This is a genomic window from Zunongwangia atlantica 22II14-10F7 (assembly GCF_002094855.1).
GTDB lineage: Bacteria > Bacteroidota > Bacteroidia > Flavobacteriales > Flavobacteriaceae > Zunongwangia > Zunongwangia atlantica.
The window spans coordinates 74,837-90,711 of the sequence record NZ_ARYN01000002.1 but is presented as its reverse complement, the minus strand read 5'-3'; the positions used below and the strand labels follow the sequence as shown (position 1 = coordinate 90,711).

The following is a 15,875-nucleotide window of genomic DNA, read 5'->3' as shown; positions in this document are numbered from 1 at the left end:
ATTTTGTGCAAAAGTAATGAACTGAATGCTGAAAGCGGTGTGATTCTTGCAAAAGTTTTGTAATTTAAACTCAGATACTTTTTTTAACGACTTTACGGCCAAATAATAGATAGAGAATGAAAGAGCAGAAGCAGGATTTTCCCCTGGATATAACGATTAGCTTCCATAAAGTGATAGAGCAGTATGAGGATAGGCTAAAAGTTGAGGAGAATCCTATTGCCAAAAAATATATAGATAGTTTACTTGAGTATGTTAAAGGCTACCCAAAGCTAACAGAGGGAATTCAGGAGATCGAAGATTTAGAGAAATATAAAGAACCGATTAAAATACTACTTGATGATCTTTTTCCCAATGTTTTAAGTAATAACGAGATTAAAGCTGTTTCTATACCGTATCATAATCTTCTTTTTAATCACTCTAATAGGTTAAAGAAAATCATCGATGCTGCCGGGAAAGATTTTACTCCCAGCATGCGTGAGATAGATGATAATGCCGCATATATAAATGCCTGTATTAATATTCTTAATAATTACTACGAATTTAATATCGATTTTTCGCGGCCACCGTATTATGATATTCCAGACGAAAACGGAATCGAGAAGCATTATCGAGCTAGTTTAAATGGTGATTTTGTAGAATTATACCCTAAAGAAAATGCCAAAGAAATCACACAAAAAGATGTAGATGATTTATTGCAGGATGTTGAAAATATCGATTTGTGGAAAGAAAAATTTCCTCCCTGTAGCTGGATGTTTAAAGGTTTTATTATTGTAAATCTTACCGATGTTACTATTGAAGATGCTATATCTGAGCTAAAAACAGCATTACTTTTTCAAAAAACTGCGCAAAAGGAAGAGTTAAATAAACTGCAGCGAATTTTTAGGACTATTTATAAAATCCCAGATCTTAGAGTTGGTTTTACAGGTTATAATGCTGAAGATAAAACTTTTGAAAAGGCCACTAAGCTAAAAGCGAAAAGCTTTATGCTAAATGAAGACCTGGAAAGTGATTGCAAAACGGGAATTTGTGAGCAGAGCTTTGATAATCTAATTCAAAAGAATAAGAAGTTTAGTATTCCTAATGTAGAATCTTACGCTAAAGAAAATGATAATCTTTTAGCCAGAAATTTACTGGCAAATGATGTAAAAAGCTGCATTTTGGCTCCGCTTGCCAAAAATGGAAATCTTGTAGGTATTTTAGAACTTGTCGCTAATCGCAAAAATGTACTTAACCGTATTAATGCGATGAAATTAGATGAAATATTACCTTACATTATCACCGCGTCAGAGCGTAATAAAAATGACTTCGAAAATCGTGTAAAAGCGGTAATCCAGAGTGAATGTACTTCTATTCATCCAAGTGTTTTATGGGTTTTTGAACGTGAAGCCCGAAAATTTATAAGTGATTACGATAGTGATGGTTTAGCTTCATTTAAAGATATTGTTTTTAAAGATGTATATCCATTATACGGGCAAATAGATATCGTAGCCAGTAGCGATGCTAGAAACGAAGCAATTCAGAAAGATTTGCTTTATCAATTAGATGTAATTCTTGAAATTATCGATAAAGCTTATAAAATTGAAGAACTTCCAATTTACGAACAGGTAAAATTTCGCATTAAAGAATTCAGGATAGATATTGAAGAAAGCCTGAATGCCAGCAGTGAGCAGAAAATTTTTGGTCTTTTGCAACGTGAAGTGAATCCTTTAATGGAGCATCTAGAAAAGCAAAGTGAGGAAATAAGAAATATGGTAGCCGATTATCGGGAAATGCTAAACCCCGAAACCGGAATTATTTATAATCATCGTAAAGATTACGATGATACGGTACAGCAAATAAATCGCACAATGTCCCGTTTTTTGGATAAAAGACAGCTAGAGGCACAAAAAATCTATCCGCATTATTTTGAGCGTTACAAAACAGATGGCGTAGACCATAATATGTATATTGGGCCATCGCTTACCAAAAATAAGCCTTTTAATACAGTTTATCTTTTCAATTTAAGATTGTGGCAAATAAAAACGATGGTAGAGATGGAAAACAGGTTTTATCATCTGCAGCAATCTACACCAATGCACTTAGATGCAGCTTCGTTGATTTTGGTTTATAACACAACACTTTCTATTCGTTATAGAATGGACGAAAAGAAATTTGATGTTGATGGCACCTATAATGCCAGATATGAAATTATCAAAAAGCGGATCGATAAAGCTTTTATTAAAGGAACTGAAGAACGAATTACCACCAAAGGAAAAATCGTTATTATTTATTCGCAAAAATCAGATGAGCGTGAATACCTGCGTTACGTGAAGTACCTTCAGGCTAAAAAATATCTGGGAGAAGATAAGGAGCTTTTAGAGCTCGAAGATGTGCAGGGCGTAATTGGTCTTAAAGCAATTCGCGTAAATATTTTATATACTTCAGAGCAAAAAGAAAGCGATAAACCTATCACTTACGAGAATTTAATGGAAGAGTTGCATTGATATTGGTTAAATATCAATGCGATTTTTTACTCGACTTTCAAGATTGAATTATAATTTTTACCAGAAAATTACTAGAATTTTAATGCTTATAAAGAGCATTTTACCTAAAAGCTTAACTGCTTTTTAATTGGTTAAGATTAATTCCATCGCTAATTGGTCGTATTTGGCCTCTGGATACGATCTATAATTTAACTGTGACTTTAATTCGCCTTCTTCTCGACTTGTATTCCTTATATAATTATAACTTCTATTGGCAACATTGTTTGTAGGTTCAATTCCAAAAGAAGGTTCTATATTAACCGCCTTTATTCTTTTAAGACCTTTTGGTTTATAAGAATATTGGTATTTATTTTTATCCTTTTCTAACCATTGTATGGCAACAAAAAGTCCGTTTTTTGGGAAAGTGATGTTTAAATGAGCTAAATCTATTTCAGTAATATCTTTACCTTTTTGGGCAATCCCAATAATGTCTTTATCATAAATTAAATCACTTGGTTTCCCATCTTTATTTACAGAATATAATTGAATGTTAAATTCGGCATTTTTAACCCGACTTTTAGTCAGCAATTTTAACCGACTCAAATAAGGAAAAGAATTGTAATACTCCTTAAATTCGAAATGACGCGCTGAAATTCTTTGCATACCTTCATTTGCATTGTAATAAGAATGAATGTTCGATTGGTCAAATGATCCAAGGCTACGGCTTTTAGTAGCTATTGCTGAAGCTTCGCTGTTATTTATTTCTTCGGAATTGCGAGTTGAAAATGTAGATTTAATTGAAGTATTTTTTTCTTCCTGATGAAACGCAAGGTCATTTTGGCCAATAGCCGAAACTGAAGCCATTAACAGTATAATTATGAAGATTTTATTCATAATTTTTTCAGATTGATGAATATTTAAACGATTTAGCTTAAATATAAACCAAAAGTCTAAAGTTTTAAGCATAATTTTCAAATAAAAACATGTTAAAACAATGAATATGAGTAAAATAGGAGATAATTGTGAAAAATGAAGCTTGTTTTTTACAATTTCAGCTTAGATTGTATAAGAAAGTTTCTCTTTTTAAATTGTGATTACCCAGACTTACATTAAATAAAACGCGATTACAAATGCAATTACCGAGATAATAATACCTAGCATGAAAACAGTATAGGTTAATCGCAGTAATAAGTATTTACGATGTAAAACTTTACCTAACAAGTGTAGATCGAGCATTAGCGATTCGTAAACGTAATCTTTATCCTGAATCATTTCGTTGATGCCCCACTTAAATAGATCGAAAGGCATTTTGTGGAAATTTCCGAAGAAAAGAAGATTTACATCACGATTTTTAACCTGCTCTTTGGTGAATTCTCCGCTGGTCACATTTGGACGCGTAGACATAATCGAAAGGATCATAGAAGCAACGCTAAAAAGCACCAAAACCAGTGTAGGAATTAATAAATGACGATTGCTTACCGCGTCTAATTTTGGGATAAGGTTAGATATTGCCAAAGAAATAATAATCGCATTTACAGATAATAAAATGTTGGCTTTAGTATCTGCAATATCACTTAACTTTATATGATTTCGTAAAGTAACCCTAAATAAAGTCTGGATACTGCGCTCTGGGTTATCGTTTTTATACTTAGCTTTTAATCTAGCTTTGTGCTCTTCTTTGGTTAATTTTTTTTCTCTTTTATTTTGCTTTTCAACCAGTTCAAGAAGATTCTCTTCTTTAGTTTGATTCCAGTTTTTTAGGGCATAATCGGTATAGAACTGGTGCTTTTCAGTAAGCATTTTAATGTTCTCCATAATCCACTCACTCGAGGTGTAATTTTTGCGATTATGTAGTTGTAGTTCCTGCCTTAAAAGTTCACTGGTTTCTTCGTAATATTCTTTTGCGAAATGAGAAGAATCTGCATCTTTAATAATCTTTTCTCCTAAATCCTGCGGAGTATGGCTAAATTTGGTTGCCAAAATATATTTAGAGACCAGATCTATAAGCTCCTGGGTTGCATTATTGTCTTCAAGAAAGCCTTTGGCAATTTTAGCGCTGGATTCTTCGTGATTCTCGTAACCTACTGTGTATCCGGTGTCGTGAAACCAGGCTGCAAGGTTTAAGGCCTCTTCTTGTTTAACATTAATTTCAGAATGTTCAATTAATTCTTCAGTACTTTTAACAACTCTTTCTGTATGCTTATAATTGTGGTATAGAAAGGTGTTTGGGAGTTTTTCCTTGAACAATTCAAGAACATAATTATCAGCTTTATCTAATAGGTTGTTCATCTATAAAAGTACTTGTTTGATAGTGCCAAATTACAAAATTTTGTCTAACAACATTTATGAAAAGAAATAACTACTACTGTTTTTTGTTTATTTTAACTCTTGTAGCTGCCTGTACAAGTTCAGATCCAAAATACCGCAAAGGCGAACCAACTTCTAACTTTGGATATCCTGAGAATAAGGAAATTGAAAAGACTTTTTATTTATTGGGCGATGGTGGGTATTCACCAGAAGGTGGTACTTCTAAAGCTTTAGTAGTCTTTAAAAAGTTTATAAAGGAAAGAGATACCAGAGGAGATTATGCCATCTTTTTAGGAGATAATATTTATCCTGTGGGAATGCCGCCAAAGGACGATCCTTTACGCGAGCAATCTGAATATCGCCTGGATGCCCAATTAGATGCTGTAGAAAATTATAACGGAAAGGTTATTTATATTCCCGGAAATCACGATTGGTATAGTGAAAGAATTGATGGTTTAGAACGCCAGGAAGAATATTTAATAGAGCAGTATGGTGATTCTTTAGATTGGTCGCCAAGTACGGGATGTGGATTAGAAATCAAAGAAATTTCTGATGATATCCAGATGATCATTATCGATTCGCAATGGTATCTGGAAGATTGGGATAAAAGCCCAACGGTAAATGATGATTGCAACCAGATTAAAACCCGTGAAGCTCTTTTTACCGAGATAGAAAGTGAATTAAAAAAATCACAGAATAAAACAACGATTATCGCCATGCACCATCCAATTTTCTCAAATGGAATTCATGGTGGGCAATATAATTTTAACAGGCATTTATATCCTTCACAACGAAAAATTCCGGTGCCCATTCTAGGATCTTTAGCGATGTTAATTAGAACTACAGGCGGAATTTCTATACAGGATCTACAAAATGAACGATATAAATCCCTATCAGATCGTTTGGAAACCATGGTAAAAGGTAGAGACAGAGTGATATTTGTTTCTGGTCACGAGCATACTTTACAGTATATAGATCACGATGGCATTAAACAAATTATTTCTGGCTCTGGTTCTAAAGAAAATTATGTAGCGCTGGGCACAGATGGATTATTTGCTTTTTCGCTTCAGGGATTTGCAGTTTATGATGTTTTTAAAGATGGATCTTCTTGGGTTAGTTATTATCGTAATCAGGATAACGAGCCAGAATTGATGTATCAAAAAGAAGTTTTTCCAAGCCCTAAACCCTATAAGCTGGGCGATTACCCAGATTCATTTCCGCAGAAAAAAACAGCAAGTATCTATCCTGAAGAAGAAGTAGAAGTAAGCGGGATTTACCGAACACTTTGGGGAAAACGCTATCGAAAACTTTATGGAACCGAGGTTAGTTACAATGTGGCCGATTTTGATACTTTATACGGAGGTTTAGAACCAATGCGCGAAGGCGGTGGCCATCAAACAGTATCTATTAGAGTAAAGGATTCTAAAGATAGAGAGTATAATGTAAGAAGAATTAGAAAAGATGCGGTACAGTTCTTACAATCGGTTGCTTATAAAAATAAGCCTATAGAGGACCAATTTCGAGATACAGCAGCAGAAAATTTAATAAACGATTTTTATACTTCAGCACATCCTTTTGCATTTTTAGCGATACCAACTTTAGCTGAAGCTATTGGTTTAGCACATACTAATCCTGAGATATATTATTTGCCTAAACAGGATAATCTTGGCGAAATGAACGAAAATCATGGTGACGATGTGTATATGATTGAAGAACGTCCTGAAGAGCATTGGTTGAATAATGAAAGTTTTGGTACGCCAAATCACGATATTGTTAGTACAGCGGGGATGTTTGAGCGTATACGAAAAGACGAAAAGTATAAAATAGACGAGGCTGCTTACGTAAAAGCCAGACTTTTTGATATGCTTGTGGGTGATTGGGACAGGCACCAGGATCAATGGCGTTGGGCTGAGAACGAGGACGAAGAAGGAAATCGCACATTTACTCCAATCCCAAGAGACAGGGATCAGGTTTTCTCGAATTTTGATGGTGCTTTTTTTGGAACGTTACGATCTTTAGTGGGAATTACCAATCAATTTGCCGTATACGATAAAAAACTATCTAATGTAGAGTGGTTTAATATCGCTGCAATTGGCTTAGATCGTTCTGTACTTCAAAGCACAGGTAAAGATACCTGGTTAGCGCAGGCAAAGTTTATTAAGGAAAATATCACAGATAAAGTTATAGAAGAAGCTTTTAAAAAGCTGCCGCCAGAAACTAATGGAGAAATCACAGAAGGTATTATTGAAAACCTGAAGGGCAGAAGAGATAATATTATAGATATAGCTGAAAGATATTACGATTATTATGCAAAATTAGCCATTGTTACCGGGACAGATAAGGACGATTTTGTCGACATTACTCGTATGCCTGAAGGTAAAACAAAAGTTACCATTTATAGGAATAAAAAAGGAAAGCGTGCAGATATAGTAAGTGATTATGTTTATGATAAAGCCTTTACCAAAGATATTTGGGTTTATGCCTTAGATGATGATGATATTATAACTGTAGATGGAGAAGGAGATCATTTAATTTATGTACGTGTAATAGGTGGACAGAATAACGATGTTTATCGTATTAAGAATAAGAAGAAGCTAAAAATTTACGATCATAAATCTAAACCAAATACCATAGAAGAAGGCGCAGACGCCCGATTTAGATTTACAGATCAATACGACCTAAATATTTATGATAAAGATAAAAAGGTATTTAAATCGACCTCTATAACACCTGGGATAGGTTATAATCCAGATGATGGTGTTAAGCTTGGGTTTAAAGCATTGTATACCATCAATGATTTTAAAAGAAATCCTTACACTTCGCAACATGAACTAAAAGCAGGATATTATTTTGCTACAGATGGTTTTGATCTAAGCTATCAGGCAAGATTTGCAACGATTATAGGAGATTATAATTTGCAGGTAGGGGCACATTTTACCAGTCCTAATTTTGCTCGAAACTTTTTTGGCTACGGAAATGAGACCGTTAACCTAGACGATGAGCTTAGCCTAGATTATAATCGGGTTAAGATTAGCCGTGTTGGAGGAGACGTTGGATTAGTGAACGCAACTCCTTTTGGAAGTTATTTTAGCTATAAAGCAAGTTTTGAAACAGTAGAAATAGATAATATTGAAGGTAGGTTTATAGATGAATTTACTCCAGATAATCCTGATGGTTTTTTTGATAGAAAATATTTTGCAGGCTTAGATGCGCTTTATCGTTACGAAAGTTACGACGATGTTCTAAACCCTACACGAGGCATGCAGTTCGATTTAAATTTGGGAGGGAAATTAAACACTGCCGATACAGATCGTAATTATGGATATTTTAAATCCTATTTAGAATTTTATAATTCATTAATTCCTAGTAGAAAGTTAGTGCTTAAAAGCCATGTACAAACTCAAATAAATATAGGTACAGATTACGAGTTTTATCAGGCGGCAACTTTAGGTGGCGGTTCTGGTTTAAGAGGTTACAGGTTACAGCGATTTATCGGGAAAAGTGCATTTGCTACGGGAGGTGATATTCGATATAGTTTTAATCAATTTAAAACAGCATTTCTTCCATTTCAAATAGGTGTATTTGGAGGTTATGATATAGGCCGGGTTTGGGAAAAAGATGATACTAGCGATGTTTGGCATGATAGCTATGGCGGTGGTATCTGGATTAATAGCGCTGAGGCTGTGAACGGTACCATTCATGTATTTAATGGAGATGAAGGCTGGCGTTTTAGTTTTGGTTTTGGATTCAGATTCTAAGAAAATCGATATGATTTTTCATAAAAACCTGCAGTTATGCAGGTTTTTTTATGCAACAACGTTAATATTTTAATATATGGCTTTATTTTTGATAAATTAGTGTTAAACTTGTGAACCTTAATCGGTTTAGTTTTAATCAATCATCAATCAAGACCATCAATTATGCTTCAAAAGGCATTATTTATTGTGCTGGTATTTATTGCCGTATCGGTACAGGCTCAAAAATTCGAAATTTCAGGAAAGTTATTAGATAGTATCACACAAGAACCATTAGAAGGAGCTACCGTATTTACAGAAACATTAAAAGATAGTTCTTTAATTAGCTATACGATCACAGATGCCGATGGTGTTTTTAATGTTTCAGGAAAATCTACAAAAGAAAAAATAAATCTTCTTATCTCTTTTGTAGGCTATGAGCCAGTTAAAAAAGTGATTTCATTACCAAAAGACGAAGATCCGTTAGAGTTAAAACCAATAGAAATGTCACAAAGAATAGAAGCTTTAAGTGATGTTTTAATTGAAGGAAGAGTGCCACCAATTCGTATAAAGCAGGATACGTTAGAATATAATGCAGCATCTTTTAAAACTAAAGAGGGAGCAACTATAGAAGATTTATTACGAGAATTACCCGGGGTAGAAATAGACGAAGACGGAAGCATTAAAGTGAATGGTATAGAGGTGAACAGAATTTTAGTAGGAGGCAAGGAATTTTTCTCTGGCGATGGTAGTATTGCAACCAAGAATTTACTTAAAGATATGGTAGATAAAATTCAGGTGGTAGACACACGATCTGATAGCCAGGTTTTTAGAGGAGAGAAAGCAAGCGGGGATAGTAAAACTATCAATATAAAACTAGATAAAGATAAGAATAAAGGTGTTTTTGGCCGAGTTGCAGCCGGGGGAGGAAGTGACGAACGTTTCGAATTTGCTGGTCTTGCTAATTACTTTAATGATGATCTGCGATTAAGTGTGCTTAGTGGAGGGAATAATATCAATACTTCTGGTTTTACATTTGGTGAACTTAGAGAAATATTTAATACTAATTCGTATACAACATATAACGGAGGAATAAGTATTGGTGGTAGAAGAATAGGTGGTGGTAATGGTATCGTGAACTCTAAAATTACAGGAGCCAATTATGCCGATGATCTTGGAAAAAATCTGGAAGTAAGTTCAGATTATTTTTACTCGGCATCAAATAATTTTTTTAATAGTATCTCCTCTTCAGAAAATATTCGTCCAGATGGAAATTACTTCTCAGAAAATAGTTATAACAATACCGGAAATCAGGATAAACACGAAATAAATTCAAGAATTAAAGCTACTATCGATTCTAGCTGGATGATCGATGCGCGTCCTCGTTTTAGTTATGAGAAAAACTTTTCCAGGGGAAATAGCAATTCAGAGAGTAGAGAAGAAAACGGCGATTTACGAAATACCTCTACGTCTTCAAATTATGGACTTACCGAGCAAACTAATTTCAGCAATAATCTAAATATCAATAGAAGATTTAACCAATCTTTTTTATCACTGGGAATGAATAATAATATCTCTAATTCAGATTTTGAAAGAAATAGTGAATCAGAATATATTTTTTATAACTCAGATCAGGAAGATATTTACCGAAACCAGATTATGCGAGGAGGCTCTAAAAATAATAATACTGGTGCGTTTATAAATTTTAGATCTCCAATTATCGAAAAGCTCCTTTTCTACGGAATTTCATACAACTATGCTATGAATTTAGATGAATCTGAAAATTTAGCTTTCGATTTTGATGAAGAAACAAATCAATTTTCCAGCTTAAATGAAGATCAAAGTACAAGTTTTGATAATCGTACATTTACGCATAAACCAGCTTTAAATCTTAGTTACCAGGGAGAAATCTTTAATTTTTCTATTGATGCCAGATATTCTTTTGCAGATTTAGAAAGTACCGATAGAATTAGAGATTTTAGTTTTAATAATGATTTTAACGCTTTTGAAGGGAGTGCCAGATTTAATTATCGATTTTCAAAAACTTCGAGTCTTAGGCTAAATTATAACTTATCTAACCAAATACCTTCTATTTATAGTTTAACTCCTTTTAGAAATATTTCTAATCCATTAAATATAGTTGAAGGGAATCCAGATTTAGATCTAACAAAGCGACATAATGTTAGGTTAAGTTATAATGCTAGTAATATGGATAAGCAGCTTTATTTTAATGCAAATATTAACGGAGATTATACTACAGATCCTGTACAATCACAAACTACCATAGACGAGGATTTGGTAAGATTTACAACCTATACTAATATTAAAGATGAATACAGAATCTCTGGCTATATGTGGTTAAATAAAAATTTCAAGTTAGATTCGATTAATCGTCTTGGAGTGAATTTGAATTTGAATGCCGGGCACAACAAAAACTATCGTTTTACTAACGGAATTTTATATACTGCCAACAGCCAGAACTACAGCGTAGGCCCATCTGTAAATTTGTCTAATCAAAACTTAAGATTACAGCTAAGTTATTCTATGAATTTACAGGTTGCAGAATATGATTTAGAGAGCATTCAAGATCAACGTATATATCGAAATTCGTTAAATTTTAGTGGTTTTATAAAATTCCTTAAAAACTTTGAGTGGAATAATGATTTTAGATATTCTACAAATCCGCAGGTAGATCAGGATCGATTTGATGCCCATATTTTTTTCTGGAATTCCTCTATATCCTATAAGTTCTTAAAGAACGATTTTGGGCTATTAACGCTTAAAGCTTATGATATTCTAAATGAAAATACAAATGTATATCAATACTCTGGGGCAGATTCTATAACATCTTACGAGACTACTGCACTTACCCAATATTTTATGCTAAGTTTTAGTTACAGGTTTGATACTTTTCATAAAAACGGCAAAAGTCATCCTAGGCGAAGAAGACGATAAAGATAAATAGCTTATGCATGAAATGTTAAATAAAACTTAAAAACAGGGTTATTATTAAATATTCAACGAGTTTTTTAGTTATTAGCATACGTCAATCAATAAATCATCATTTTATGTTAAGAAAATTACTGGTCCTGGCCATAGGACTTTTTAGTATCTCATTATCTGCTCAGCAATTTGAAATTTCAGGAAAACTTATAGATAAAGAAAGTAAAGCCCCTCTAGAAGCTGCTACTGTTTATGCAGAATCTGTTAGAGATAGCACGCTTGTTACCTATACCATTACCGATAAAAACGGAGATTACAGTTTAATTGGTAGAACTTCTTTAGAAGAAGTGAATGTATATGTTTCTTTTGTTGGTTATGCTCCTTTCGAGAAAACAGTTAGCTTAAAAGAAAAAAGAGTTTTAAAATTAGAGCCCATAGAGCTCGATTTTCAGGTAGAATCTTTAGGAGATGTATTGGTAAAGGCAAGAAGTGCACCTATTACTATTAAAAAGGATACGCTAGAGTTTAATGCTGAATCGTTTAAAACGAAAAAAGATGCCACTGTTGAAGATTTACTAAAAGAGCTACCGGGAGTTGAGGTAGATGCTGAAGGAAATATTACTGTAAACGGTAAACCGGTAAATAAAATACTGGTAAACGGAAAGTCATTTTTTGGTGGAGACGATCCCACAATCGCAACCCGAAATTTAACAAAAGAAATGATTAGTAAAATTCAGGTTTCTGATACAAAATCAGATTCAGATGCATTTACCGGTGAAGCCAGTAGTGGAGAGAATAAAACCATTAATATAACTATAGACGAGGATAAAAATAAAGGTATTTTTGGTCGTGTCTCTGGCGGCGGTGGAACCGATGATCGTTTTGAATATGCCGGACTTGTAAATTATTTTGATAACGATTTACAACTTAGTGCTCTTGGAGGCGGTAATAACATTAATTCTCCCGGATTTAGTTTTGGAGAGATTGAAAAAATGTTTGGTGGAGCCCGTAGTATAAGTGTATCCAGTACAGGGGCTTTTAGTGTAAATGGGCGTAATTTTGGATTTGGAAGCGGAATTATTAATTCTAGAACCGGAGGTTTAAATTATGGCGATTCCTGGGGTAAAACTTCAGAAATTTCAGCAAATTATTTTTACTCAGGATCTAATAACTATGAAGAAACTCAACAAGAGCGTGAGAATATTTTACCCGATAATCGATATTTTACCGAGAGTTATTCTAGGAGAGAAGGAAATACAGATCGCCACCAGGCTAATATGAAGTTCACAACAAAACCAGATACTACTTGGTTTATCGATGCCATGCCCACATTTAGTTATACAAAAGCAGAAAATAGTTCTGAAAGTAACTCGCAATCGTATAATGAAAATGGAGATTTAATTAACCAATCTGAAAGTGATAACCAAAGCTTTAGGGATGCGCAAAGTATTGGAGGAAACTTTAATGTGAATAAGAAATGGGCTAATGGATCTTCCCTTTCATTAAGAGTGAATGGAAATTTAGAGAATAACGATTCAGAGTCTTTTATATTAACTTCCGCAGAAACATTTGGAAGTAATGGAGAGCTTATTGATAGAAATCAATTTACAGATGGCAAGCAGGAAAATAATAATATCAATTCTAGTTTAAGATATCGCCTGCCGGTAATAAAGGATAAATTTTATCTTAATTCTGAAATGGGCTATGGAAATGATTCCAGGGATGATATGCAATATGTTTATGATCTTAATGGTACTTCTGGCTCATTTGACGATTTTAATTTAGAGCAGAGTACAGATTTTGAAAATGTAAATGAATTTTATCGCCCAGAATTTGGGGTAGATTGGAATACTGAAAAAGTAAATATAGGTTTGGATGTTGCTTATGTTTATCGAGAGCTTACAAGTAGTGATAATTTAAGGGATTTTAATTTTTCGCAAGATTTTGATGCTTTAGAGTATAACGTTAATTTTAGTTATAGGCTTAATCAAAAAATGGGAATATACTCCTATTTATCAAGACGTAATAGTGCGCCGGGTGTAAGACAATTATCACCTTATGTCGATGTATCAGACCCTTTAAATATCGTTCAGGGTAATCCAGATCTAAAGCCTTCAAATGAAACCGATTTATATATAAATTTCAATAATTACGACTTCCAGACACGCAGTGGTGTATTTGCTTATGTTAGCTTTACGCATATAGATGATCAGGTGGTTTCAAGATCTCAGGTAGATGAAAATTTTGTGCGATCTACAACCTATGATAATGTTGACGGAGCTTTTAGTGCATACGCTAGTTTTAGTTACAGTAAAGATGTACAATTAGATACTCTATCCAGTTTAAAAATAGGTTTTGGGCTTTACGGAAACGCCCAAAGATCTGTAAACTATAACAATGATCAAATTTATGATAGAGATTCTCGTTTGCTGGGACCTACGCTTAATTTAACATATAAGTTAGGTGACTTTTTAGAACTAAGACCTGGATATAATTTGAGTTTTAATACGGTAGAATTCGATATTAATTCTTTAGAAGGTTATGAGTTTGCAAGACACGAATTGCGATTACGAACCAAAACAAACTGGCCTAAAAACCTGGAATGGCAAAACGACCTCAGTTACTTTAATAACCCCAATGTAGGGGATGCGTTCCAGCAATCTACTACGCTCTGGAATAGTACTCTTACCTATTCGATTTTAGATAATAGAGGGAATATAAGTTTAAAAGCTTTTGATATTTTAAATCAAAACACCAATACACAACGTGAAACTTCAGAAAATTACATTCAGGATGTACAAAGTACCGTCTTACAACAATATTTTATGTTAGGTTTCAGTTATAAGTTTAATACATTAGGTAAAAAGGGAGAAATCGAAGATCGAAATTTCTTTTTCTAACGGTGTATTAGAGTGCTAATTCTAATTAAGAAAGGCTTTTGGAATTTCCAAAAGCCTTTTGTTTTTATATAATCTGAGGATTAATGCTTATTCTTCTTTACTTTCTATAGCCTTATTTAAGCTTAGATTGTTTGAAAAATCGATCGTTCTAATAGGGAACGGAATATTAATATCATTCTTATCAAAAGCTTTCTTAATGGCAATAATGGCCCTGCTTTGTGCTGCCAGGATATCATAATTTCTTTTGGCATCAGTCCAAAATCTTACAGTGAAATTTATCGAACTATCTGCAAATTCATTGTATAGAAATTCAACTTCTTCTTCGCCATTCTGCGGGAACAATTCGGCTATAGTATCTTCAGTTAATTTCTTAACCATTTCCAGGTCACTGTCGTAATGAACTCCGCAGTCTACAAAAATTCTGGAGCGCTCTGTTCGACTGTAGTTTTTAAAGGCATCGTCTACAATCTTAGAGTTTGGGATTACAACAAAATTGTTATCAGATTGTCTAATTTTGATACTTCTAAGATTAATTTCTATTACCGTACCGGCATATCCATTAGTTTCTACCCAATCACCAATTTGTAATTCTGGTAAGAAGCTCAATATAACTCCAGAGAAACTATTATTAAGTGGCCCCTGCAGCGCTAAACCTACAGCCAAACCAATAACACCGGCACCGGCAAGAATCGATGTTAGTAACTGATTTAAATTAAGAAGACCTAAAGCAACAAAAAATCCTGTAAGGATAATTATAGCCTTAAGGACTTTTATGGTAATCTCACGAATAGAATCCTGCTTAACTTTTCTAATTAAAAGTCGGTTAACGATCTTACCAGCCCACTTCGCAATAAACCAGAAAAGTATAAAAACGAGAACTGCCAAAATAATATTTGGCAGATTCACGATAAGGCTATTAAGCCATCCTGTTAGTTTATCAACTAAGGATTCTAATGATTTTTCAAGATCAAAGCTATTTGCCATGTATATTAGAGGGATTATTCAGCAACAACAGCTTTATGATTCTCAGTAGTTTTCATTTTCCAAGCATCTAACATCCAACTTGTTTTTTCAAGTTCTCTAATATATGCACCAATAAGATCGATAGTTCCCTCGTCTCCGGCAGCATCTGCTGCTTTTACTACTTTTCTCATCTGGCTAAGAATTGTACCATGATCTTTAATTAATTGTTCGATCATGTCGTAATCTGTTAATTCAGAAATTGATTCTTCAAGATTCGACATTTTAAGATACTCACTTAAATTACTGGTTGGCTGAAATCTTAGAGTTAAAACACGCTCTGCAATTTCATCAACTTTTAGTTTAGCATCGTCGTACATTTCTTCAAATTTTTCGTGTAAATCAAAGAAATTTTTGCCGATTACGTTCCAATGGAAGTTTCTTAATTTCTGATAATATAAATGGTAATCAGCCAATAAAATGTTTAACTCATCTACAGTTAAAGCTATTTTTTCCTTGTCTAATCCTAAATAGTTCATAGTATTTATTTATAGTTTTTTTAATTTCGA

At 33.6% G+C, this 15,875-nt stretch carries 8 protein-coding genes; 4 read left to right on the top strand and 4 right to left on the bottom strand.

The genetic code is table 11. The features are described from left to right. The first annotated feature begins 116 nt into the window (after positions 1 to 116). A complete protein-coding gene (locus IIF7_RS02690; protein ID WP_084840137.1) occupies positions 117 to 2,483 on the top strand; it encodes a GAF domain-containing protein in 2,367 nt (788 codons plus the stop codon). A 123-nt stretch (positions 2,484 to 2,606) separates the two neighbouring features. Here IIF7_RS02690 and IIF7_RS02685 read toward each other — a convergent pair whose 3' ends face one another. Continuing rightward, positions 2,607 to 3,356: a hypothetical protein gene (locus IIF7_RS02685; RefSeq protein WP_139801253.1), complete on the bottom strand. Its 750-nt coding sequence runs from the start codon at positions 3,354 to 3,356 to the stop codon at positions 2,607 to 2,609. 210 nt (positions 3,357 to 3,566) lie between these two features. Further along, positions 3,567 to 4,751, bottom strand: coding sequence for a Pycsar system effector family protein (locus IIF7_RS02680; protein ID WP_084840135.1), 1,185 nt, complete (start codon positions 4,749 to 4,751; stop codon positions 3,567 to 3,569). A gap of 56 nt (positions 4,752 to 4,807) precedes the next feature. On the opposite strand from IIF7_RS02680, the gene IIF7_RS02675 reads away from it, so the two are divergent. The 3 genes from IIF7_RS02675 to IIF7_RS02665 all read left to right on the top strand — a co-directional run bounded on the left by IIF7_RS02675 (position 4,808) and on the right by IIF7_RS02665 (position 14,346). Then, positions 4,808 to 8,527, top strand: a complete 3,720-nt coding sequence (locus IIF7_RS02675) for a metallophosphoesterase (RefSeq protein ID WP_084840134.1) — start codon at positions 4,808 to 4,810, stop codon at positions 8,525 to 8,527. A gap of 162 nt (positions 8,528 to 8,689) precedes the next feature. Next, the gene (locus tag IIF7_RS02670; protein WP_084840133.1) at positions 8,690 to 11,458 is read left to right on the top strand and encodes an outer membrane beta-barrel protein; all 2,769 of its coding nucleotides are present in this window, start codon (positions 8,690 to 8,692) and stop codon (positions 11,456 to 11,458) included. 113 nt (positions 11,459 to 11,571) lie between these two features. Next, positions 11,572 to 14,346, top strand: a complete 2,775-nt coding sequence (locus tag IIF7_RS02665) for an outer membrane beta-barrel protein (RefSeq protein ID WP_084840132.1) — start codon at positions 11,572 to 11,574, stop codon at positions 14,344 to 14,346. An 87-nt stretch (positions 14,347 to 14,433) separates the two neighbouring features. On the opposite strand, the gene IIF7_RS02660 is transcribed toward IIF7_RS02665, so the two are convergent. Beyond that, positions 14,434 to 15,330 carry a mechanosensitive ion channel family protein gene (locus tag IIF7_RS02660; protein WP_084840131.1) on the bottom strand — a complete coding sequence of 299 codons (897 nt, stop codon included), beginning with the start codon at positions 15,328 to 15,330 and terminating at the stop codon, positions 14,434 to 14,436. A 14-nt stretch (positions 15,331 to 15,344) separates the two neighbouring features. Further along, entirely contained in the window at positions 15,345 to 15,845 is a 501-nt protein-coding gene (locus tag IIF7_RS02655) for a Dps family protein (RefSeq protein ID WP_084840130.1), read from the bottom strand. Positions 15,846 to 15,875: the final 30 nt, after the last annotated feature.